The 21371-nt window shown below is 35.4% G+C and carries 25 protein-coding genes; 14 read left to right on the plus strand and 11 right to left on the minus strand.

Features of this window, described 5'->3' with window-relative positions; all coding sequences use genetic code 11:
* Nucleotides 1-6: 6 nt before the first annotated feature.
* From ruvX to rsmE, 5 genes are all read right to left on the minus strand, one after another.
* Nucleotides 7-423 carry a Holliday junction resolvase RuvX gene (gene ruvX, locus H3T80_RS01690; RefSeq protein ID WP_232350072.1) on the minus strand — a complete coding sequence of 139 codons (417 nt, stop codon included), beginning with the start codon at nucleotides 421-423 and terminating at the stop codon, nucleotides 7-9.
* 3 nt (nucleotides 424-426) lie between these two features.
* Nucleotides 427-984, minus strand: a complete 558-nt coding sequence (locus tag H3T80_RS01695) for a YqgE/AlgH family protein (protein WP_198199615.1) — start codon at nucleotides 982-984, stop codon at nucleotides 427-429.
* Nucleotides 985-1005: 21 nt separating this feature from the next.
* Entirely contained in the window at nucleotides 1006-1461 is a 456-nt protein-coding gene (locus H3T80_RS01700; protein ID WP_198199622.1) for a GNAT family N-acetyltransferase, read from the minus strand.
* Between the two features lie 2 nt (nucleotides 1462-1463).
* Nucleotides 1464-2420: a glutathione synthase gene (gene gshB, locus H3T80_RS01705; RefSeq protein WP_198199624.1), complete on the minus strand. Its 957-nt coding sequence runs from the start codon at nucleotides 2418-2420 to the stop codon at nucleotides 1464-1466.
* 196 nt (nucleotides 2421-2616) lie between these two features.
* On the minus strand, nucleotides 2617-3342 hold the full coding sequence (gene rsmE / locus H3T80_RS01710) for a 16S rRNA (uracil(1498)-N(3))-methyltransferase (protein WP_198199626.1): 726 nt from the start codon (nucleotides 3340-3342) through the stop codon (nucleotides 2617-2619).
* A gap of 98 nt (nucleotides 3343-3440) precedes the next feature.
* On the opposite strand from rsmE, the gene folB reads away from it, so the two are divergent.
* The 4 genes from folB to H3T80_RS01730 are packed head-to-tail and all read left to right on the plus strand — an operon-like array spanning nucleotide 3441 to nucleotide 5517.
* Nucleotides 3441-3809, plus strand: coding sequence for a dihydroneopterin aldolase (folB, locus tag H3T80_RS01715; protein ID WP_198199628.1), 369 nt, complete (start codon nucleotides 3441-3443; stop codon nucleotides 3807-3809).
* 20 nt (nucleotides 3810-3829) lie between these two features.
* Nucleotides 3830-4828 carry an MBL fold metallo-hydrolase gene (locus H3T80_RS01720; protein ID WP_198199630.1) on the plus strand — a complete coding sequence of 333 codons (999 nt, stop codon included), beginning with the start codon at nucleotides 3830-3832 and terminating at the stop codon, nucleotides 4826-4828.
* A gap of 49 nt (nucleotides 4829-4877) precedes the next feature.
* Entirely contained in the window at nucleotides 4878-5084 is a 207-nt protein-coding gene (locus tag H3T80_RS01725; RefSeq protein ID WP_110448097.1) for a hypothetical protein, read from the plus strand.
* Between the two features lie 4 nt (nucleotides 5085-5088).
* Nucleotides 5089-5517, plus strand: coding sequence for an EamA family transporter (locus H3T80_RS01730; protein ID WP_086359021.1), 429 nt, complete (start codon nucleotides 5089-5091; stop codon nucleotides 5515-5517).
* Here H3T80_RS01730 and moeA read toward each other — a convergent pair.
* The 3 genes from moeA to rsmI all read right to left on the minus strand — a co-directional run bounded on the left by moeA (nucleotide 5509) and on the right by rsmI (nucleotide 8989).
* The gene (moeA, locus tag H3T80_RS01735) at nucleotides 5509-6732 is read right to left on the minus strand and encodes a molybdopterin molybdotransferase MoeA (protein WP_198199632.1); all 1224 of its coding nucleotides are present in this window, start codon (nucleotides 6730-6732) and stop codon (nucleotides 5509-5511) included. The two genes, H3T80_RS01730 and moeA, sit on opposite strands and share 9 nt — an antisense overlap.
* Before the next feature lie 122 nt (nucleotides 6733-6854).
* On the minus strand, nucleotides 6855-7946 hold the full coding sequence (ychF, locus tag H3T80_RS01740; protein WP_034902214.1) for a redox-regulated ATPase YchF: 1092 nt from the start codon (nucleotides 7944-7946) through the stop codon (nucleotides 6855-6857).
* Nucleotides 7947-8125: 179 nt separating this feature from the next.
* Nucleotides 8126-8989 (minus strand): 16S rRNA (cytidine(1402)-2'-O)-methyltransferase, encoded by an 864-nt coding sequence (gene rsmI / locus H3T80_RS01745; RefSeq protein ID WP_198199635.1) that lies wholly within the window; start codon nucleotides 8987-8989, stop codon nucleotides 8126-8128.
* 328 nt (nucleotides 8990-9317) lie between these two features.
* Here rsmI and nlpD point away from each other — a divergent pair, with 328 nt between their 5' ends.
* From nlpD to H3T80_RS01775, 6 genes are all read left to right on the plus strand, one after another.
* Nucleotides 9318-10406, plus strand: coding sequence for a murein hydrolase activator NlpD (gene nlpD, locus H3T80_RS01750; protein ID WP_255547751.1), 1089 nt, complete (start codon nucleotides 9318-9320; stop codon nucleotides 10404-10406).
* Nucleotides 10407-10512: 106 nt separating this feature from the next.
* Nucleotides 10513-11265, plus strand: coding sequence for a 2,3-diphosphoglycerate-dependent phosphoglycerate mutase (gene gpmA / locus H3T80_RS01755; protein ID WP_034902210.1), 753 nt, complete (start codon nucleotides 10513-10515; stop codon nucleotides 11263-11265).
* 88 nt (nucleotides 11266-11353) lie between these two features.
* Complete coding sequence (locus tag H3T80_RS01760) at nucleotides 11354-11932, plus strand: thymidine kinase (protein WP_198199639.1); 579 nt, start codon at nucleotides 11354-11356, stop codon at nucleotides 11930-11932.
* Between the two features lie 96 nt (nucleotides 11933-12028).
* A complete protein-coding gene (locus H3T80_RS01765; RefSeq protein WP_198199641.1) occupies nucleotides 12029-13237 on the plus strand; it encodes an aldose 1-epimerase family protein in 1209 nt (402 codons plus the stop codon).
* A 162-nt stretch (nucleotides 13238-13399) separates the two neighbouring features.
* Nucleotides 13400-13993, plus strand: a complete 594-nt coding sequence (locus H3T80_RS01770) for a UbiX family flavin prenyltransferase (RefSeq protein WP_198199643.1) — start codon at nucleotides 13400-13402, stop codon at nucleotides 13991-13993.
* 11 nt (nucleotides 13994-14004) lie between these two features.
* Nucleotides 14005-14454, plus strand: a complete 450-nt coding sequence (locus H3T80_RS01775; protein WP_198199645.1) for a pyridoxamine 5'-phosphate oxidase family protein — start codon at nucleotides 14005-14007, stop codon at nucleotides 14452-14454.
* Nucleotides 14455-14541: 87 nt separating this feature from the next.
* Here the strand turns inward: H3T80_RS01775 and H3T80_RS01780 are convergent, their stop codons facing one another.
* The 3 genes from H3T80_RS01780 to pdxS all read right to left on the minus strand — a co-directional run bounded on the left by H3T80_RS01780 (nucleotide 14542) and on the right by pdxS (nucleotide 17822).
* Nucleotides 14542-14946, minus strand: coding sequence for a GFA family protein (locus H3T80_RS01780; protein ID WP_198199647.1), 405 nt, complete (start codon nucleotides 14944-14946; stop codon nucleotides 14542-14544).
* A gap of 1395 nt (nucleotides 14947-16341) precedes the next feature.
* Nucleotides 16342-16935: a pyridoxal 5'-phosphate synthase glutaminase subunit PdxT gene (gene pdxT, locus H3T80_RS01785; RefSeq protein WP_198199650.1), complete on the minus strand. Its 594-nt coding sequence runs from the start codon at nucleotides 16933-16935 to the stop codon at nucleotides 16342-16344.
* Complete coding sequence (gene pdxS, locus H3T80_RS01790) at nucleotides 16935-17822, minus strand: pyridoxal 5'-phosphate synthase lyase subunit PdxS (protein ID WP_086363324.1); 888 nt, start codon at nucleotides 17820-17822, stop codon at nucleotides 16935-16937. Before pdxS ends, pdxT begins: the two co-directional genes overlap by 1 nt.
* 150 nt (nucleotides 17823-17972) lie before the next feature.
* Between pdxS and H3T80_RS01795 the strand changes: the two genes are divergently transcribed.
* From H3T80_RS01795 to H3T80_RS01810, 4 genes are read left to right on the plus strand one after another with little or no spacing between them, the layout of a single operon-like run.
* Nucleotides 17973-19373, plus strand: coding sequence for a PLP-dependent aminotransferase family protein (locus tag H3T80_RS01795; RefSeq protein ID WP_198199652.1), 1401 nt, complete (start codon nucleotides 17973-17975; stop codon nucleotides 19371-19373).
* Nucleotides 19374-19408: 35 nt separating this feature from the next.
* Nucleotides 19409-20629, plus strand: coding sequence for an MFS transporter (locus H3T80_RS01800; RefSeq protein WP_198199654.1), 1221 nt, complete (start codon nucleotides 19409-19411; stop codon nucleotides 20627-20629).
* 47 nt (nucleotides 20630-20676) lie between these two features.
* Complete coding sequence (locus H3T80_RS01805) at nucleotides 20677-20820, plus strand: hypothetical protein (RefSeq protein ID WP_181414678.1); 144 nt, start codon at nucleotides 20677-20679, stop codon at nucleotides 20818-20820.
* Nucleotides 20813-21295, plus strand: a complete 483-nt coding sequence (locus tag H3T80_RS01810) for a GNAT family N-acetyltransferase (protein ID WP_198199656.1) — start codon at nucleotides 20813-20815, stop codon at nucleotides 21293-21295. Before H3T80_RS01805 ends, H3T80_RS01810 begins: the two co-directional genes overlap by 8 nt.
* Nucleotides 21296-21371: the final 76 nt, after the last annotated feature.

Below are 21371 nucleotides of genomic sequence, written 5' to 3' on the forward strand. Positions count from 1 at the left end.
TGATTATCAAGATTCGCTATTTTCGAACCAACTTTCTAAAATAATAATTGCCGAAGTCGCATCGACATGGCCTTTTTCAAGGGCTCGGTAGCCACGTGAAGCAAAAATATGTGATTTTGCTTCAACGGTTGATAATCGTTCATCTTGTAAATGAACTTGATAGCCAAACATTCCATGCAGACGGTTAGCAAATTTGCGTGCTCTTGCGGTTAACGGTTGCTCTGTGCCATCCATATTTAGTGGCAATCCTACCACTAAATAATCAGGTTTCCATTCATTAAGTACTTTCTCTATTGCCTGCCAATTAGGGATGCCATCTCGAGCTTTAAATGAACAAAGTGGATTCGCAGTCTTGGTTATATCTTGACCGATAGCTGCGCCGATGCTCGCTGTACCAAAATCAAATGCAATGATGGTAGCCATAATTTATGCGTTACCCATTTGAGGTGAAATCATTTTAATATTGATGCCCAATGATTCAGCTGCTTTCTGCCAACGATCTTCAATAGCTACCTCGAAGATAATTGCAGGATCTACATCGGTAACTAACCAATCATTTTTTGCTACTTCACTTTCAAGTTGTAATGATTGCCAACTTGAATAACCTAATGCTAAGAAAAGATCTTTTGGTTGTTCTGGTGAGCCAATAGACTTTAATGCATCAAGAGATGTGGTAATCATGATATCATCAGAAATTTTTATACTTGAAGCAAACCCTTGATGAGGAGTATGAAGAATAAATCCTTGCTCTTCAGCAAGCGGGCCGCCACAAAACACTGGGTGTTCAAGTTCAGCACAACTTTTTGATGCGGTTATTTCTAAACGGGATAATACTGTTTCTACGTTGAGATCAACAATGGGTTTATTAATAATAATCCCCATTGCACCATCACGATTATGTTCACAAATATATACTACTGAACGACTAAAAATTGAGTCATTAACAGTAGGCATGGCTATAATAAAATGATTTTTTAAATTCATATGCTCACATTGTCGTTAAATTTATAATGCACATTTACCTATTTTTACTTTATGTTCAACATTACAGCGCATTAATATTTCAGGATGATTGGTTTCTTCATTAATTGATTCACCAACGATTTCAAAATTTTGTGATAAATAAAAGTTAATTGCATCACTATTTTGTTTGTAAACATGTACCATTAATTCGTTATGACGTTGTTTGGCCTTTTCAACTAATGCTGACCCCGTACCTTGATGACGAGAATTTTTTTCAACATATAAACCTGAGATATAATTTTCAGTTAGGCCAATAAAACCAACCATAACGCCATTGATATCTTGAACATATATTGTTGACATTGGGATCAACATCTTCACTAATTCAAAGTTTTGTTTAAAAAACTCAGGATCGATAAAATTATGTGCTTGTTCATTACCTTGAAGCCAAATTGTCATTATGGCATCTAAATCTTTTGTTTGATATTCTCTAATCATTTTTAACTCTTTATATTTAATCTTGATTCAATCGCATCCATTAATAAACCTGTGATTGATAAATCTGGGTTAGCAGCTTCAATTTCTCGAACACAAGTCGGGCTAGTAACGTTAATTTCGGTTAGTTTGTCACCAATAATATCAAGTCCCACAAATAGTAGTCCTTTTTGTTTTAAAACTGGACCGATACTGTTAGCGATTTGCCAATCACTATCACTTAATGGTCTGACTTCACCATGTCCACCAGCTGCTAAGTTTCCTCGTGTTTCCCCTTTTTGTGGGATTCTTGCTAAGCAGTAAGGCACGGGTACACCGTTGACAACTAAAACCCGTTTATCTCCATCTTTGATTGCAGGAATAAATGTTTGCACCATGCAATAACGGGTATTATGTTGAGTAAGCGTTTCAATAATTACCGAAACATTAGGATCATCTTGTTTTACTCGAAAAATTGACGAACCACCCATGCCATCTAGTGGTTTTAAAATGATATCATTATATTGTTGATGAAAAGCCTTAATTTGTGATGTCTGGCGAGTAACTAAGGTTTCAGGTGTAAAATCAGCAAACCAAGACGTAAATAATTTTTCGTTACAATCACGCAGACTTTGGGGTTTGTTTACTACCAATACTCCTTTCTCTTCTGCACGCTCTAATATATAGGTTGCATAGATAAATTCAGTATCAAAAGGCGGATCTTTGCGCATTAATATTACATCAAGTTCACTTAATGCTATAGTCTGTTCGTCTCCAAAATCAAACCAATGCTCACTATTGTTATGAACTGTTACTGTACGTGTTGTTGCACTAGCTTCTCCATTGCGTAAAAACAGATCATTCATTTCCATATAATAAAGTTGATAGCCGCGTTTTTGTGCTTCAAGTAGCATCGCAAAACTGGTATCTTTTTTTAATTTGATATGGCTAATGGGGTCCATAACAATACCAAGTTTGATCATGGTAACTCCTTACTGATTATATTTGATTTTACTGAATTCGGTGTTGATGATTTGCATGCTGCTCTACCTATTTAATAATTTATATAAAATCAAGGTAGAAAGAGGTATTAGCAATAATAATCAAGTTTTCAACTATCATACCCGTTACCGATTAATAAGCAAAGCAATCATTTGTTAACTTATTTATTTCCTGCTACTAACCTAAATCACCAAAACGAACTTGAAGGGCTGTTATTGCAGTTAACGCCGCTGTTTCAGTACGTAATACTCTCGGTCCAAGCAAAATATCAGTAAATTGATATTGATGAGTCATGCTAATTTCTTCATTAGATAGGCCGCCTTCCGGCCCAATTAATAAACTAATATTTTTGTTATCATTCGGTAATTGATTTATTCCTTGTTCGGCTTTAGGGTGTAAGTTAAGTTTTAAACTATCGGTTAAATTTGCACACCAATTTTCTAATTTCATTACTGGATTGATGCTTGGGATGATATTTCGTCCACATTGTTCACAAGCCGAAATAACAATTTTTTGCCATTGCTGAACTTTCTTTTCAAGTCTTTCTTGATCGAGTTTGACGCCACAACGTTCTGAAAGTAGGGGGGTAATGGTATTAACACCTAATTCTACCGATTTTTGAATAGTAAACTCCATTTTATCACCACGAGAAATCACTTGTCCTAAATGAATGTTTAATGGTGATTCTCGATTATCTAACACACTGTTTGCTGTTTTAACAATAACCGTTTTTTTATTAACTTCATGTATTACGGCAGGCGTAATTTGGTTGGAACCATCAAAAAGAGTAATTGATTCCCCCGTTTTCATTCTTAATACTCGAATAAGGTGATTAAAAGCATTACCATCTAAAGTGATCAAACTATTTTGATTGATTGTGTAAGGCTGAAAAATTCGCGTCATATAAACTATTATTTACTATTATTTAAAATAAATTATAGCGTAATTTATTAAGATTCGGTAATCTCTATTTTAAACAATATCTATATTTGGAATAGAATATGACATTAACAATTAAAGATAGAGTATTCATTGAATCACTAACGGCTTATACCACAATTGGTGTTTATGATTGGGAAAAAAAGATTAAACAAAAGTTAGTTCTTGATCTTGAAATGGCATGGGATAATCAACCTGCTGGGCAAAGTGATGATGTGAAGTTTTGTTTAGACTATTTTGTTGTGTCACAATCAATAACGTCGTTTATTGAAAGAAATAAATTTGAGTTGATTGAAACTGTAGCTGAACGTGTCGCAATGTTAGTCATTGAGCAATTCTCGGTACAATGGTTGAAAATAAAAGTGTCAAAACCTGATGCCATTGCTAATGCTGGTAACGTTGCGGTATTAATAGAACGCAGCGCTAAATAACTACAACTAGATATCCCTTAATGAGTAAAGCGAACAAAATAATATGTGATCAGTCACATCATAAAAAGAAAGGTTTTGATAATACTGAACCTTTTTCAATTAAATTAACTGATGCTTTGCGTTGGCGACAGCAACGTAAAGTGTTACCGCCGAAAGGCGGATATCAAGCATTCATCCAAAATTGGGTTAGCTCAATTGATATTAGCTTAAGCGGTGATAGAGTTTGGTGGATCGGACATTCTACTACCTTGATAAAGCTTAATGAACAATGGATATTAACCGACCCAGTTTTTTCTAATCGAGTTTCGCCGGTGCAATTTATTGGGCCGAAACGACGAACAAAACCAGCAATTACCATTGATAAATTACCGTCAATTAATGTGGTGGTAATATCTCATAGTCATTATGATCATCTTGATTTTAATAGTATCCGCCAACTTATAACTCAGTTTCCACAACTTACTATTCTGGTGCCTTTGGGACTTAAAAGAAAACTATTAAAATGGGGGGCCAAGCAAGTTATTGAGTTAGATTGGTGGCAATCGACCAATGTTAATGGAATTACGTTTACTGCTACGCCAGCAAAACATTGGAGTAATCGAGGTGTATTTGATGTAAATAAAGCATTATGGTGTGGATGGGTTATGCAGACAAGTATTGATAAACCATTATCAACTAAAACGGTCTACTTTATGGGGGATACAGGTTATTGCGCAAGCTTAAAGAAAATAGCTGATAGATTTAAGCAAATAGACCTTGCATTGATACCAATTGGTGCTTATGCACCACGTTGGTTTATGCAATCGCAGCATATAGATCCACAACAAGCTGTACAACTTTATGATGAATTAAATTGCCAGTCAGCCATTGCGATCCACTGGGGTGCTTTTGAATTGGCTGATGAGCCATTAGACGAGCCACCAACATTATTAAATTCATTAAAAAAAGATAGAGCTTTTTATATATTAAAAATAGGTGATAGCTTAGCTATCAATCAGCGCAATAATGAACTAAAATAATTAGCAATAATAATTTAAACTACATTTTGATATCTGAGAGGGAAATATGATGAAATCAGTAATTATTGCATTGACTTGTTTAACGCTTAGTTTAGGTTTAACTGCTTGCGGTGGCAAAAATGATGAAGGTAAACAATATCATTGGTCAAAAGCTCATGGCGTTCTCGAAGATTGCCGTGGTGTAATGAATAAATCAGAGCAATGTCAAAGAAATTCTAATAATCAACAATATTTATTCCAAATTGATAGGTATTAATTTAATGAGTGCTTGGCTTATTTATGCATTATTATCGGCGATTACTGCGGCTTGCGTAGCAATTCTCGGTAAAATTGGTTTACAACATCTTGATGCTAATACTGCGACAGCAATTAGATCTATAGTGATGGCAGTATTTTTAGTTGGTGTTGTTGTTGTACAGGGAAAACTGAATTTAATTAATACTTTTTTTAATGATAAAAAAGCACTGCTTATTATTGCATTGAGTGGCGTTGCTGGGGCGTTATCGTGGTTATTTTACTTTATGGCAATAAAAGAAGGGAAAGTATCGCAAGTCGCCCCCATTGATAAACTTAGTGTCGTTTTTGCGGTTATTTTTGCAGCCATCATATTTGGCGAAAAAATTTCATTTCTTTCGGCTATAGGCGTTGCCATGATAGCTGCTGGGGCGATATTAGTTGCACTATTTTAATAGTGTATTAAACAGCTCAACAGTTACTATCTCACCTTTGGTTACATTGCCTCTATCTTTTTCAAGTAAGATAAAGCAATTAGCATGATTAAACGATTGCGTGAGATGGGAGCCTTGTTGACCAGTTGAGACAACCTCTAACTCGCCATTAGCTGAAATTTGCAATACACCTCGTTGAAAATCCAATCTACCGATACTTTTTTTCAGATTTGTTGCTGTTTTTGCTTTAAGTGATAACTCAACTTCTGTTAAATTTTGTCCAGCAAGCGCTAAAATTAATGGCTGAACCAATTGATAAAAAGTGACGAGAGTTGAAACAGGATTACCCGGCAATCCGCAAAATAACGCATTACCTATATTGCCAAAGGCAAACGGTTTTCCTGGTTTTATGGCAATTTTCCAGAAGTTAACTTTACCCAGTTCCTCTAGTGCCATTTTAGTATAATCAGCATCCCCGACTGAAACACCGCCACTACTAATCACTAAATCAGCTTGTTTAGATGCGGTTTCGAGTGTTTGCTTAATTTTGCTCGGATCATCGACAATAATCCCTAAATCAATAATTTCACAATTTAATTTATTTAATAATAATTTGAGGGTAAATCGGTTACTATCATAAATTGCACTATTATTTGCTAATGGGCTGCCAATCTCAGTTAATTCATTACCGGTGGAAAATATTGCAACTTTTAACCTTCGATATACTGTTAACTCAGCAATCCCAAGTGTTGCTAAACTGGATAAAGTCGGAATAGTTAATCGAGTACCTTTTTCGACAATAACCGCACCTTGTTTAGCATCTTCACCTATATAACGAATATTACTAGCTGGTTTTATTTCTTGTAAAAATTTAATTCCTGATTCAGTTTGTTCTGTCTCTTCTTGCATTACAACTGCACTAGCTTCGTTAGGAACTGGTGCACCAGTCATAATTCGTAAGCAACTACCTTTAGGCCAATTTAGTGATGAAATATCGTCACCTGCGTAAATTACTCCTGCTAACGGTAATAACGTTGATTGATTGATATCAGATAATCTTACAGCATAACCATCCATAGCCGAATTATTAAAGCTAGGTACATTAATGGGAGAAATAACCGGTTCAGCAGTGATTCGATCTAAGGCATCAAATAATGCTACTTTTTCTCCAGTCGGTTTATGATTATATGTTGCTTCAAGTATATTTTTTTTGGTTTGTTCAAAGGTTAATAACATAAATGAAGCTCCTTATAATCGATTTTCCGTGGTGTTAGACAAGTAGTTAATTGAGAGCAGATAATCTATTGAGTTATATAAATATATGATAATGATGCCGCAATATACGGCATCAACAAAGATTAAACATTAAATAAGAAATTCATAATATCACCATCTTGTACGATATAATCTTTCCCTTCAGAGCGCATTTTGCCTGCTTCTTTAGCGCCTTGTTCACCACCATATTTAATGAAGTCATCAAAAGCAATGGTTTGTGCTCGAATAAAGCCTTTTTCAAAATCGGTATGAATTTTACCGGCAGCTTGTGGCGCAGTATCTCCAACAGAAATTGTCCATGCCCGAACTTCTTTAACACCAGCAGTAAAGTAAGTTTGCAGATTAAGTAAACTATAACCTGCGCGAATTACTCTATTTAAACCAGGTTCAGTTAAACCAAGGTCTTGCATAAATTCATCGCGATCAGCGTCATCAAGTTCAGCTAATTCAGCTTCAATAGCAGCACAGACAGGTACAACGACGGCTTTTTCTTGCTCCGCAATAGCTTTGACTTTTTCTAAATATGGATTGTTTTCAAAACCATCTTCATTAACATTAGCAATATACATTGTTGGTTTTAGGGTTAAAAAGCTTAAATATTTAATTGCATCTAATTCTTCTTTACTAAAATCGAGTAATAATAGTTTTTTGCCTTGTTCAAGATGAGGTAAACATTTATCTAAGATTTCCAGTTCGTACTTTGCGTCTTTATCACCACCTTTAGCACGTTTTTGTAAACGGGTAATGGCTCTTTCGCAAGCCTCAAGATCAGCTAACGCAAGTTCAGTATTAATGATTTCAATATCTTCAGCCGGATCGATTTTCCCTGCAACATGAACGATATTTTCATTTTCGAAACAACGAACAACGTGGCCAATCGCTTCTGTTTCACGAATATTGGCTAAAAATTGATTACCGAGGCCTTCACCTTTCGATGCACCTTTAACTAATCCTGCAATATCAACAAATTCCATTGTAGTAGGTAAGGTTCGCTGTGGTTTAACAATTTCCGCAAGTTGATCTAAACGCGGATCTGGCATTGGCACTACACCTGTATTCGGTTCAATCGTACAAAACGGAAAGTTAGCAGCTTCGATTCCTGCTTTGGTTAGTGCATTAAAAAGCGTTGATTTACCTACATTAGGTAGTCCGACAATTCCACATTTAAATCCCATACTGTTTATTACCTTGTATTATAAAAATCTTAAAAATAGGCAGCAATTATATACTAAATTAGGCTAATTATGCTAATGTTGATACTGATATAAAATATTCAGCAAAACAAGTGTATTAAGTTTAGGAACTAAAAATTGTTGTTCCTATCATCATAATTAACTATTAATTACCTTTTTGATTAATTTTCCAGTGATAAACCGATCTGATATAATTGATTTTTCTTCAGCCCATACATCTCTGCGGTAATTGCCGCTGCTTTTTTCAATGGTAACTCTTTAACTAATAACTTTAAGGTAGTCATGACTTTGGCATCAATAGCATTATCAGTTTTGCTATGTCCTTCAACAATTAGAACAAATTCGCCTTTTTGGCGATTACTATCTTCTTGTAACCAGTCAATTAACTCATTTACTGAATAGTTGACAATCGTTTCCCATGTTTTAGTGAGTTCTTTTGCTAAAACAATATGTTTATCGCACCCCCAAATTGTTTGCATATCATTTAGGGTTTCTAACAGTCGATGAGTTGATTCATAAAAAATCATTGTTCGACTCTCTTCGCATAAAGTAGTTAGATAATCTTGACGAGCTTTGGTTTTTGCCGGTAAAAAACCTTCATAACTGAATTTGTCAGAAGGTAATCCAGCAACCGATAATGCGGCAATAGCCGCACAAGCGCCCGGAATTGGTACCACATTAATATTATTTTCTCGACAGGCTTTCACTAGGTGATAACCAGGATCATTAATTAGCGGTGTGCCTGCATCTGAAATTAATGCAATTGATAAACCTGATTTTAGTTTTTCGATCAAAACTTGTGCTTTTTCTTGTTCATTGTGATCGTGTAAAGCAAAAAGTTTAGCTTTAATACCTAGATGTTGTAATAGTAGTCCACTATGTCTAGTATCTTCAGCCGCAATAAGATCAACACTTTTAAGTGTATTAATGGCTCTTAGTGTAATATCATCTAAATTACCAATGGGTGTTGCAACAATATATAAAGTCATTCTATTTTGATCACTGTAAATTTTATGGTAAGACATTAAATATACTATACCAAACCTTGTTTTATTGTATATACTCATTACTGTGAAATTAGTTTTAATGACTATTGGATAAAAATATTGCTTGAATGCTTTTTTTTATTGATGATATTTATTCGTCCATATAGTAGGTTATTTAGAATGCGGGAATTATTTATATATTCTGTGAACAATTAGCCATCAAATGAGATGTATTAATAACTTCTAAATCAAGAATTGTACATTTTTGCCAGTGATTTTATTGATTTATTTTACAAGTAATTAATATAATAGCTTTTTGTTGTAAAAAAGTTAAAATGTGCATAACAAAATAATATAATATAAATTAATGAAAGGTGTTATTGTGAAAAAAATTCTCACATTAAGTTGTTTAAGTTTGATGATCGCCGCATGTACACAAACTAATCCAGCTCAAATTGAAGATATTTCTGACTCTTCCAGTTGTTCTACTTCGTCGGTATATTCAAAACCACCGGCAAATATTTCTACTGGTACTCGTTCTTCGTCACCAATTTATTCATCATCAACACCAACAACAACATCTCGCGCGCCGGTTACATCCAATAACAATAGCACTAGAGATAGCCAAAGTGTGGTTACCTCCAATGAACGTATTGTTTATAATCGTGACTACAATGATATACCTAAAGGTGGTTATCAAGGTGATACTTATACTGTTAAACGAGGTGATACGCTTTTTTATATCGCTTGGGTAACGGGTAATGATTACCGAGCATTGGCTGCCAAAAATAACATTAAAGAACCATTTGCTGTAAATGTGGGTCAAGTATTGGATGTTAGTGGTGGTACAACAGTAGTTGAAACTAAAAAAACTACCTCTACTATGCCAGTTGTCACAACAAATAATAACGATAATGGTTCAGTAACCAATACCACGACTAAAACTAAACCGGTTGTAACGACAGTTACAACAACTACAACTACAACCTCTGGTAAAAATAAACCAACCAATACGATTCAAACTACGGAAACGGTAACTGAACCGGTTGATACTGCAGTGCCAACTAAACTACCAACAACATCTAACGTAGCTAATATTGTATGGCAATGGCCTGCACAAGGTAAAATCATTGAAAAATTTTCTAATGCTAGCAAAGGGATTGATATTTCAGGTAATTTAGGTGCTAAAGTTGTTGCTGCGGCTAATGGCCGAGTGGTTTATTCAGGTAATGCATTACCTGGCTATGGTAATTTAATTATTATAAAACATAACGATGACTATTTAACAGCGTATGCACATAACCAAACCATTTTAGTTAAAGAACAACAAAATGTTCGTGCTGGTGAACAAATTGCTACCATGGGGGCAACAGGAACTTCATCAGTAAGATTACATTTTGAAATTCGTTATAAAGCACAATCAGTCGATCCGTTAAAATACTTACCGACAAAATAATCGGTATTTTAAATTAATATAGAGGTTTGACAAATTTATCAGGTGTTTTTGTGCAAACCAATTTGATTTAACCATTTTATTTTACGTAACTTAAGGAGTTATATTCATGGCAGTAAAAAAATTAGTTCTTATTCGTCACGGAGAAAGCGTTTGGAATCAAGAAAACCGTTTTTGTGGTTGGACTGATGTTGATTTATCTGACAAAGGTAATAAAGAAGCAGCTGAAGCTGGTCAATTATTAAAACAAGAAGGTTTCGAATTTGATTATGCTTATACTTCTGTTTTAAAACGTGCAATTCACACATTATGGCACGTTTTAGATGCAGTTGATCAAGCATGGTTACCGGTTGAAAAAAGCTGGAAATTAAATGAACGTCATTATGGTGCACTACAAGGTCTAAATAAAGCTGAAACTGCTGCTAAATATGGTGATGAGCAAGTTAAATTATGGCGTCGTGGTTTTGCGATTACTCCTCCAGCACTTGAAAAATCTGATGAGCGTTTCCCTGGGCATGACTCACGTTATAGCAAATTACCAGAATCTGAATTACCTTTAACTGAAAGTTTAGCTTTAACGATTAAACGTGTTCTTCCTTATTGGGAATCAACTATTGCTCCACGTGTTGCTAAAGGTGAACGTGTAATTATTGCTGCTCACGGTAACTCACTTCGTGCACTAGTTAAGCATTTAGATAACATCAGTGATGATGATATTATCGATCTAAATATCCCAACTGGTGTACCACTAGTTTATGAATTTGATGACAACATGAAAGTTGTTAAACACTACTACTTAGGTAATGCTGATGAAATCGCCGCTAAACAAGCTGCGGTAGCGAACCAAGGTAAAGCAAAATAGTATTAATTAATCTAAAGGGTAAGTTGAATAACTTACCTTTTATTTCCTAACACAGGGAATAAATATTTAACTTTTTGAGACGCTAATTTTGTCGAAAATTTATTATATTTATGGCGTAATGAACGCTGGAAAATCTACCGAATTACTGCAAATCGACCATAACTACTTAAGTAATAATATGCAAACATTATTGCTTAAATCTTCGGTTGATACTCGAGATTCTGCTGTTGAAATTGTATCTCGGCTAGGCTTACGTAAAAAAGCATTACAACTTGATGATAGTACAGTGGATGGCATAATTGAGCACATAAAACAAAATAATTACGCTTGTATTTTAATTGATGAAAGTCAGTTCTTATCATCTAGCACCATCTGGAAATTATCTGATGTTTGTGATGAATACAGTGTTCCTATGATGTTTTTTGGTTTAAAAACAGATTATATGGGGCATTTATTCGAAGGTTCGAAAACCCTATTAGAAATTGCGGATAATTATAGGGAACTTAAAACGGTTTGCTGGTGTGGTAAAAAAGCCACCATGATCCTTTTAGAGGGAGAAAATGGGCAAATAGTTAAATTTGGAAATTCGATACATCTTGGTGATAGCGAGTATCATTCAGTTTGTCGAAAACACTGGAAAGCTGGACAGGTAAGACCAAATCATTAAATTTACTTGTGCAGTTGGATAAATATTTTACCATCAGAAAATAATGCTCATATTTTGATGTGCAAAAATATTAAATTATTATAAGGAATTAATCGCATGAAAATTAAAAATACATCATTAGCTATTTTACTAGGTTTAGTTTCATCTTCCGCCAGTGCAAAAGATTATGTAATTACTGATGGAGATAGAGTAATTCAAAAAGGTGATTGGCAAATATCAAACAAAAATATTAGTCCAGATGCACCTCCTTTTACCATTGGAAATGTAATCCTCAAAGGTGGTAAGCAAGAGGGATCTGAACTATTAACGATCAAAAGTGAAGGCTTAACAATTAATTTAAGCCCAACTCGTGGTTTGGGTATTGTAAACGTTGAAGGTAATGGGATTCGCTTAGGTTGGGACTCTCCGGTTAAAGAGATTGTTAATCCTAAATATATGAATTTAGAAAGCCGTGGTGGTGCAGGTTGGCTAGATGGCTTTAACGAAATGATGGTTCGTTGTGGTTTTGAATGGACAGGGCATGCAGTGCAAGCTGATGGTATGATGTATACACTTCATGGTCGTGCACAAAATACTCCTGTGTCAAAATTATTTGTTGAGGTTGAAGAGCAAGCTCCTTATACGATTACTATCAGAGGGTTAATTAAAGAAAATGCTTTCAAAAAGAGCAATTTTGAAACTTGGGTTACTATCAGACATGTTCCTGGCAGCAAAGAATTTACTGTACATGATATCCTGACTAATTTAAGTGATTATGATCGTGATTATCAAATTATTTATCACAGCAATTTCGGTACACCAATTTTAGAACAAGGGGCTAAATTTGTTGCACCAGTTAAAGAAATTTCACCTTTCAATGAATATGCAGCAACTGGTTTGAAAAATTGGCAAACTTATCAAGGGCCAACAAAAGGCTTTGATGAAATGGTTTATAACATTTTCCCTTATTCAGATGCAAATAATCAAACTCAAGTTATGTTGAAGAGTAATGCAAGTGATAAAGGGGTTGGGATTGCTTTTAATACTCAACAATTACCTGTACTGACATTATGGAAAAATACTGATACGCTTAAACAAGGCTATGTAACTGGTATTGAACCAGGAACAAGTTTTGCTTATCCAGTTACAATTGAGCGTGAGCAAAAACGTGTACCTCAATTGGGTGCAGGCAAAAGTACGGAATTTATTTTAACTTATAGCCTATTGTCAAATAAAGAAGAAGTAGCAAACTATGAGGCTAAAATAAAGGCTATTCAAGGAAACAAACAGACCAAAGTAGTTGAAGAACCTATGGCAAAAGAATAAGTCATTCGCAAATACCGCTAACAATTTTGTTGGCGGTATCTTTTCCTGTTCAAAGAAAGTTTTAATCATCCTGTCGATTCAAAATATTATTATCTATAATATGTTATTCTAAGCTACACTAATCAACAAATTTTCGGATTCAATTAAATAACAGGAATAAATATGGCTGCGAAAAGGATAGTAATTGGAATAAGTGGTGCTTCAGGCTTTGCTTATGGTATCAAAGCTTTAGAACTATTAAAACCAATGGATATTCAGACACATTTAGTGATCTCAAAAGCGGCAAAAATTACCGGTCATTATGAGCATTCGAAATCACAATTAACGCAATTGCAAGGGTTAGCTGATGTTGTATATGCGATTGATAATATTGGTGCAGCGATAGCGAGTGGCTCATTTAAAACAATGGGAATGTTAATTGCACCATGTTCAATGCGAACACTTTCAGCTATAGCGAATAGTTTGTCAGATAATTTACTTACTCGAGCAGCAGATGTGGTATTGAAAGAGCGTCGTCGATTAGTGTTAATGACGCGAGAAGCGCCATTACATTTAGGTCATATTAAAAACATGGAGGCGGTGACTTTAATGGGGGGGATTATTTTTCCACCCGTTCCTGCCCTATATCAACACATTGAAAGTGTTGATGATATTATTACTCATAGTGTTGCTAGAGCGCTCGATCTGTTTGATATTGATGTACCTTGTTTACCTCGCTGGGGTGAAGATAGGAATCTTAATCAAAAGCCTGAATAAAAAGTAATATCATGAAGACAAACGAGTTTAAAATAGCGCAATTTATCCAGCAACAACATGTACTAAATTTATGTGTGATATTGGCTAAAAGCCAGCCATGGGCATGTAATGTCTTCTATGTATTTGACAAAGAGAATTGGTGTTTATATTTCTTATCGGAATTGAAAACTAAGCATGCACAAGCAATGCTACAGAATCCAAATGTTGCTGGTACTATAAGTATTAATCCAAAATCGATAACTAAAATTCAAGGTATTCAATTTAGAGCTATAGCTGAACAACTCATTGATAATGAAGCTAGCAATGCTTATAAGCTTTATTATTCCGCCTTTCCTTTTGCAAGAGTTATGAAAGCGCCGATTTGGTCACTTCGATTGCAAGAAATTAAGATGACCAATAATCTAATTGGTTTTGCGCACAAAAGCTATTGGCAACGAGGCGAGGATCTGAAAAATCATTAATTTGATAAATGGTATGCTAGGTTTTAGCATAATCATTATCTAATCAAAAACTAAAACCCACTAATAACTAAAATCAAAAATGAGTTATCACAACTTGGATGGGATATTTTCCTCATATTCAGTATCACCATCACAAATAGTATCCCAATTGGCTTTTGAACCCGTATAAATGTGTATACGCTTTTCAGGATTAATTGGCCCATTAATCAATCCAATACGTAATCGGTAAGTACTATTATCATTATCACGACTAGAAAATAGATGTGAACCACAATTACCACAAAAATGACGGTTGACACCTAAGTTAGAAAAAACTTTTATATTTTCTTCCCCTTTGATAAAAGTTAAATCTTCCTTGTTAATTAGTGTGGCAGAATTAAAGGCTGAACCGGTTTGTTTGCGACAACGTGAACAGTGACAAAAAACAATCGCTTTGATATCACTATTTAGTTGATAGACAATTTCACCACATAAGCAGTTACCTGTCATCATGATTAATTTCCTTGTATTATTTATAGTCGTATTATTACCGCATTTTACATGCAAATTTAAAATAAGCTATAGATAGCTAAATGATGAGCATAATTCAACAAAAGCACAAAAAATTTAAGGAAAGGTTTTTTTTAAAGCCTAAATATAACCAATAAATTGCTAAAGTTAATTATAAAATCATTTATTACCAATAAAGCTTATTTTTACAAATAAGTCTGTTGAATCTTGTTTAGCGACATTAGCAATGTGCTGACAACTGTGTAAGCTTAGCATGGCAAACAGTGATGTTTGGCAAGGCTGTGTTTTGTCAGGAACAAATCACAGCCGGTGCGTTAAGAGCGAACGAAGGTGGAAGGCAGTCACATCGTGACCACTTGCGTGGTCGCCGCGGGAGTTGGTAAAGAGGGTTCGCGTAAACCCTCTTTACTCGAACGTAATCACCGTATAAAACTAGCCACAAAACAGTAAAACGTCCGAAATTAAAAGAACAAAAAAGTTGAGGAAAGGGGTTTTTTAAAACCTAAATCTAGCCACAATTCACCGAAATTGGCTTTAAAACTAAAATCAGCTAGCTCTGAACATAAAAGTTTATTTCTGGCAAATCAAACTGGAATACTTCATTTAGCGACATTAGCAATGTGCTGACAACTGAGTGAGTTTAGCATGGCAAACAGGGATGTTTGGCAAGGCTGTTGTTTGTCAGGAATAAATCACAGCCGGTGCGTTAACAGCGAACGAAGGTGGAAGGAAGTCACATCGTGACCACTTGCGTGGTCGCCGCGAGAGTTGGTAAAGAGGGTTCGCGCAAACCCTCTTTACTCGGACGTAATCACCGTATAAAACTAGCCACAAAACAGTAAAACGTCCGAAATTAAAAGAACAAAAAAGTTGAGGAAAGGGGTTTTTTAAAACCTAAATCTAGCCACAATTAACCGAAATTGGCTTTAAAACTAAAATCAGTTCGCTCTAAATATAAAAGTTTATTTCTAGACAATCAGATTGGAGTGCTTCATTTCGCGACATTAGCAATGTGCTGACAACTGAGAGAGATTAGTAGCATGGCAAACAGGGATGTTTGACAAGGCTGTTGTTTGTCAGGAACAAATCACAGCCGGTGCGTTAAGAGCGAACGAAGGCGGAAGACAGTCACATCGTAACCATTTGCGAAGTCACCGCGGGAGTTGGTAAAGAGAGTTTGCTCAAATGCTCTTTACTCGGACGTAATCGCCGAATAGAAATAACTGCAAAACAACAAAACGTCCGAAACTAAAAAAGCAAAAAATATGAGGAACGGGGTTTTTAAGACAAAAAATGGCACTAATAATTAGTGTCAATAATCAAATATTACTAAAATTTGCCATTTTTATAGTTTAAAAATGGACTATATTTTAAGCATTAACATTTTTCAACAAAATAGCGCATTATGCGGTTATCAGTAGTTAGTTCTGGGTGGAATGAACATACCAAAATATTATCTTGTTCCGCCATTACACAATGATTATCAACAGAAGCGAGTTGTTTTACTTGTTTACCTGCTTTGGCAATATAGGGGGCACGAATAAACACCGCTGGAATTTGCTGACCGATAGGTGCAATATCTAACAGTGTTTCGAAGCTATTTATTTGTCGCCCAAAGCCATTTCTTTCAACAAGAATATCTATTAGTCCTAGTTGTTCAACCTCATTATGACTCGTTTCAGTGCCACAAAGTACTAATCCAGCACAGGTTCCAAAAATACCTTTACCTTGTTTAGCAAACGCTTGGATTGGTTCAAATAAATCATTTTGTCTAATTAAACGACTTATTGCTGTTGATTCTCCTCCCGGAATAATTAAGCCATCAAGTTGACGCAATTGTTCGTTTTTTTTAACTGCAATAGGACTCACAAAATCAATGCTAGCAAGCATGTTTAAATGTTCGGTTACGGCACCTTGTAAATTAAGCACCCCAATGATTTTATTGGCTTTTACGTTGGCAATTGTTGTCATTACCAGCCTCGATCTTGCATTCTTTCTGATTCAGTTAATTTACTGATTTCAATCCCTTTCATTGCTTCACCCAATCCTTTGGATAATTCAGCTAATCTTGGATAATCATCAAAATAAGTTGTTGCTTGAACAATCGCTTTGGCAAATTTTTCTGGATTTTGTGATTTAAAAATACCTGAACCGACAAATACACCATCAGCACCAAGTTGCATCATTAATGCAGCATCAGCTGGTGTGGCTACACCACCGGCAGCAAAGTTTACGACTGGTAATTTACCAAGTTGTTTAATTTGTAATACTAATTCATATGGCGCGCCAATTTCTTTGGCAAATGTCATGAGTTCATCCTTTGATTTGCCAACGACTAAACGAATTTGTTCATTGACACGGCGCATATGTCTAACCGCTTCAACAATATTGCCTGTTCCTGGCTCACCTTTGGTTCGTAACATAGATGCACCTTCACCAATTCGGCGTAATGCTTCTCCCAAATCTCGACAGCCACAGACAAAAGGCACAGTGAATTCATCTTTCAATAAGTGATATTGTTCATCAGCAGGAGTCAACACTTCACTTTCATCAATATAATCCACACCCATTGATTCTAAAATACGTGCTTCAACAATATGGCCAATTCTTGCTTTAGCCATAACAGGAATTGTTACTGCTTTCATTACTTCTTCAACAATGGTCGGATCGGCCATTCTTGCGACGCCACCAGCAGCACGAATATCGGAAGGAACACGTTCTAAAGCCATAACAGCTACGGCACCAGCTTGTTCAGCGATTTTTGCTTGTTCGGCATTGACGACATCCATTATCACGCCGCCTTTTTGCATTTGTGCCATTCCACGTTTTACAGTTTGTGTACCGGTATGTTGTTTCATTGCTACTCCTGATTAATTAATGTTAGTTGTCTAATATCAGGACTATTATTCAAAATTAAATCACTGCAATAAACAGCCAATTGGACTATAATTAACTCATCCAATTTTGCTTTTAAGGTAATAAGTTCTAGGAAACTTAAAAAATAAAAGATGTGGAATAAACAAAAATTGAGCCTTTTTAATGGCGCATTATTTAAAAAAGTCACGCAATTGATTGAGAACTATATCGAACAAGGAGTATTAATAGCCGGTGAACGATTACCATCTGAGCGTAATTTAGCCAAAGATCTACAAGTTAACCGTTCAACTATTGTGCATGCGCTAGATAGTTTGACTGAACGAGGTATATTAGTGCGAAAGCAGGGCTGTGGGACTTTTGTTAATGAACAAAAGTGGGGGCTGCAAGCTTATTCGACTATTAATTGGCGATTGCCAGCCAATTTTTATCATCATCGTCAAAATGTATATCACCAAAAAGTGGCACAGGTTCGGCATCAAATGGATCATATTTGTGATTTAGCTAATGGTGACTTGCCCACTAATATGATCCCTAAATTAATATTACCAAATATTACTTCCCATGAAATGGTTGCTTACGAAAAGAAAAGCGACATGTTGCAATTAGGGCTTCCTTCGCTTAAGCAGCAAATTGCGCATTATATGAAGAAACAATTTGCTATGGTGGTTGATACCGAACAAATTCTTATTACCTCAGGCACTCAACAATCTCTTTTTTTGATTACCCAAGGATTATTAAAACCTGGCGATGCGATAGGTATTGAATCACCATCATATTTTTATTCATTACCATTATTTCAAGCTGCAGGATTGCGTTTATACGGTATTGAATGTGATGAAGAGGGTATTACTTTAGAGAGTTTACAAAAAGTTACCTTAGAGCGACAAATAAAATGGTTATTTCTAAATCCTATCTTTCAAAATCCAATTGGTTGTGTGATGAGTAATCAGCGCAAGAAGCAGGTACTGGCATTTTGTCGAAAACAATGTATTGGTATTGTTGAAGATGATGCCTATAGTGGATTAGCTTTTGATGAAAAGACCAATATTTTACCGATTAAAAAATTTGATGTAAGTAATCAAGTGGTCTATTTAGGATCTTTATCCAAATATATCGGCCGTAATATACGTATTGGTTGGATGATAGCACCAAGTGAAATTATCGAAAAATTAGCCAATATCCGGCATCATATTGACTCTGGCTTAAGTATTTTACCGCAACTATTAGCTGAGGAATATTTAAGTCACCATTATCAAACACATCAAAAATGGCTCCGCCAACAATTGCAGAATAAAGCTAATCAATTAATGGATTGGCTTGATGATTATTTTAATGGTGATGTTATTTACCGAGTCCCAACCGGAGGTTTTCATTTATATGCTCATTTACCAGTTAATAATGCTGCACAAGAACTGACAATATTAAATCAATTGTTGTCAAAACATATTATTGTTTCGCAAGGTACTGACTTTGGCGATAATGTGGGTTCTATCCGATTAAGTTATGGACATTTTGAAAAAAAATTGCTTTGATCACACATACTAAAATCTGCGTTAAATTATTGATTATGGAAAGTTCTAAAACCGCATTATTATCTACCAATAAATTATTGCTTATTGCCGGCACTGGCTGGCTTTTTGATGCAATGGATGTTGGATTATTATCTTTTATATTAGCTGCTTTAAAGCAAGATTGGGGATTAACACCATCACAACTTGGTTGGATTGGCAGTGTTAATTCAATTGGTATGGCTGTTGGTGCCTTTTTATTTGGTATTTATGCTGATAAAAAAGGTCGCAAATCAGCTTTTCTATTCACTTTATTAATGTTTAGTATTGCCAGTGGCTTAAGTGCTTTTGCTTGGGGGTTAGGTAGTTTATTCGTTTTACGATTCTTCATTGGTATGGGGCTAGGCGGTGAATTACCCGTTGCATCGACGCTAGTTAGTGAAAGTGTTGAGCCTGAAGTACGCGGGCGCATTGTGGTATTACTTGAAAGCTTTTGGGCTGTAGGTTGGATTTTAGCTGCGCTAATTGCTTATTTTCTAATTCCTCTGCCTGCCGTTGGTTGGCGTGGCGCAATGATATTATGTGCAATACCAGCTTTTTACGCGCTTTACTTACGCTTTAATTTACCGGACTCACAATCGTATCAACATCAAAATAGCCATGCTCAAACAGAGCCAGTTATCAAAAAAATACAATCACTATTATCAAACTCATTCCGACGTCAAACGATAATGTTATGGATAGTATGGTTTTGTGTAGTATTTTCATACTATGGCATGTTCTTATGGTTACCAAGCGTAATGATGCTTAAAGGCTTTGATATGGTAAAAAGCTTTGGTTATATTCTCATGATGACCTTAGCCCAATTACCCGGCTATTTTACAGTTGCGTGGTTGATTGAACGAGTAGGGCGTAAATGGGTATTAATAGCATATTTATTGGGTACTTTAATCAGTGCTTATTTATTTGGTATTGCTGACTCAATTAACCAATTGCTTATCAGTGGAGCATTATTATCATTTTTCAATTTAGGAGCATGGGGAGCAATGTATGCTTATACACCAGAACAATATAGCACCAATATTCGTGCTACCGGTGCTGGTATGGCTGCATCTATTGGTCGAATTGGTGGCATATTAGGTCCATTAATGGTTGGATTCTTAATGGCTAACCAAGTTGGTGTAAGCATGATATTTGCGCTATTTAGTTTATCAATTCTGGTTGCTATTTTAGCAATATTATTGCTTGGCAAAGAGACCAAACAAACTCGTCTTTTATAACTAATTAACCACCTTAGTTGTTTTAGTTGTGGACGTTTTATTATATTATGACTAGTTCTGTATGGCGATTACGTCCGAGCAAAGAGGGTTTGCGCAAACCCTCTTTACCAACTACAGCCAGTCTTGTCAATGTTGGCGATAATGAAGTTGTTGAAGTAAATCATAATGAAAATAGGAAACACATTGGATAATTCTACATCTAAAATTGAAATAAAAGCATACTCTTCACTCTATGCCATTGAAATATGCGATTTGTTTCATTCGACTATTCATGCTATTGATACCGATATTTATAGCAAAGCAGAGCAAGAAGCATGGTGCCCAACACCACCAGATTATCAGATGTGGCTAAAACGTTTAGATAACACTCAGCCTTGGATAGCTATCTTTGGCTCACGCCTTGCGGGATTTATTGAACTTAAAGATGATGGTTACATAGACTGTTTTTACGTGCATCCTGACTTTCAAAAACGAGGCGTAGCTAGAAAACTCTATAACCATGTGCTCGATTTGGCCCACCAGAAAAATTTTTCACAATTAAGTGTAGATGCATCAAAAGTGGCCATGCCAATTTTCCAAAAATGGGGTTTTATAATAAAGCGAGCTAACAAAATATACAGAAAAAATCAGGTACTGATAAATTACCATATGTATAAAACACTTTGATTTTTATTGTGGCCTTTGTACGATAAATCTTCACTTAAACTAAATTCCTAACCGCGCTTTTTTGAGGCATTAGGGG

Source organism: Gilliamella sp. W8145, from assembly GCF_016101145.1.
Taxonomy (GTDB): domain Bacteria; phylum Pseudomonadota; class Gammaproteobacteria; order Enterobacterales; family Orbaceae; genus Gilliamella; species Gilliamella apis_A.

What these genes read in the sequence shown, in the direction of transcription:
- pdxT (WP_198199650.1), bottom strand. Translation starts at nt 16,935, where the DNA reads ATGACAACAATTGCCAACGTAAAAGCCAATAAAATCATTGGGGTGCTT.
- H3T80_RS01800 (WP_198199654.1), top strand. Translation starts at nt 19,409, where the DNA reads ATGGAAAGTTCTAAAACCGCATTATTATCTACCAATAAATTATTGCTT.
- H3T80_RS01780 (WP_198199647.1), bottom strand. Translation starts at nt 14,946, where the DNA reads ATGATGACAGGTAACTGCTTATGTGGTGAAATTGTCTATCAACTAAAT.
- nlpD (WP_255547751.1), top strand. Translation starts at nt 9,318, where the DNA reads ATGAAAGGTGTTATTGTGAAAAAAATTCTCACATTAAGTTGTTTAAGT.
- H3T80_RS01700 (WP_198199622.1), bottom strand. Translation starts at nt 1,461, where the DNA reads ATGATTAGAGAATATCAAACAAAAGATTTAGATGCCATAATGACAATT.
- moeA (WP_198199632.1), bottom strand. Translation starts at nt 6,732, where the DNA reads ATGTTATTAACCTTTGAACAAACCAAAAAAAATATACTTGAAGCAACA.
- gshB (WP_198199624.1), bottom strand. Translation starts at nt 2,420, where the DNA reads ATGATCAAACTTGGTATTGTTATGGACCCCATTAGCCATATCAAATTA.
- H3T80_RS01725 (WP_110448097.1), top strand. Translation starts at nt 4,878, where the DNA reads ATGAAATCAGTAATTATTGCATTGACTTGTTTAACGCTTAGTTTAGGT.
- H3T80_RS01695 (WP_198199615.1), bottom strand. Translation starts at nt 984, where the DNA reads ATGAATTTAAAAAATCATTTTATTATAGCCATGCCTACTGTTAATGAC.
- H3T80_RS01770 (WP_198199643.1), top strand. Translation starts at nt 13,400, where the DNA reads ATGGCTGCGAAAAGGATAGTAATTGGAATAAGTGGTGCTTCAGGCTTT.
- H3T80_RS01765 (WP_198199641.1), top strand. Translation starts at nt 12,029, where the DNA reads ATGAAAATTAAAAATACATCATTAGCTATTTTACTAGGTTTAGTTTCA.
- rsmE (WP_198199626.1), bottom strand. Translation starts at nt 3,342, where the DNA reads ATGACGCGAATTTTTCAGCCTTACACAATCAATCAAAATAGTTTGATC.
- folB (WP_198199628.1), top strand. Translation starts at nt 3,441, where the DNA reads ATGACATTAACAATTAAAGATAGAGTATTCATTGAATCACTAACGGCT.
- H3T80_RS01730 (WP_086359021.1), top strand. Translation starts at nt 5,089, where the DNA reads ATGAGTGCTTGGCTTATTTATGCATTATTATCGGCGATTACTGCGGCT.
- ruvX (WP_232350072.1), bottom strand. Translation starts at nt 423, where the DNA reads ATGGCTACCATCATTGCATTTGATTTTGGTACAGCGAGCATCGGCGCA.
- H3T80_RS01805 (WP_181414678.1), top strand. Translation starts at nt 20,677, where the DNA reads ATGACTAGTTCTGTATGGCGATTACGTCCGAGCAAAGAGGGTTTGCGC.
- H3T80_RS01795 (WP_198199652.1), top strand. Translation starts at nt 17,973, where the DNA reads ATGTGGAATAAACAAAAATTGAGCCTTTTTAATGGCGCATTATTTAAA.
- rsmI (WP_198199635.1), bottom strand. Translation starts at nt 8,989, where the DNA reads ATGTCTTACCATAAAATTTACAGTGATCAAAATAGAATGACTTTATAT.
- gpmA (WP_034902210.1), top strand. Translation starts at nt 10,513, where the DNA reads ATGGCAGTAAAAAAATTAGTTCTTATTCGTCACGGAGAAAGCGTTTGG.
- pdxS (WP_086363324.1), bottom strand. Translation starts at nt 17,822, where the DNA reads ATGAAACAACATACCGGTACACAAACTGTAAAACGTGGAATGGCACAA.
- ychF (WP_034902214.1), bottom strand. Translation starts at nt 7,946, where the DNA reads ATGGGATTTAAATGTGGAATTGTCGGACTACCTAATGTAGGTAAATCA.
- H3T80_RS01775 (WP_198199645.1), top strand. Translation starts at nt 14,005, where the DNA reads ATGAAGACAAACGAGTTTAAAATAGCGCAATTTATCCAGCAACAACAT.
- H3T80_RS01720 (WP_198199630.1), top strand. Translation starts at nt 3,830, where the DNA reads ATGAGTAAAGCGAACAAAATAATATGTGATCAGTCACATCATAAAAAG.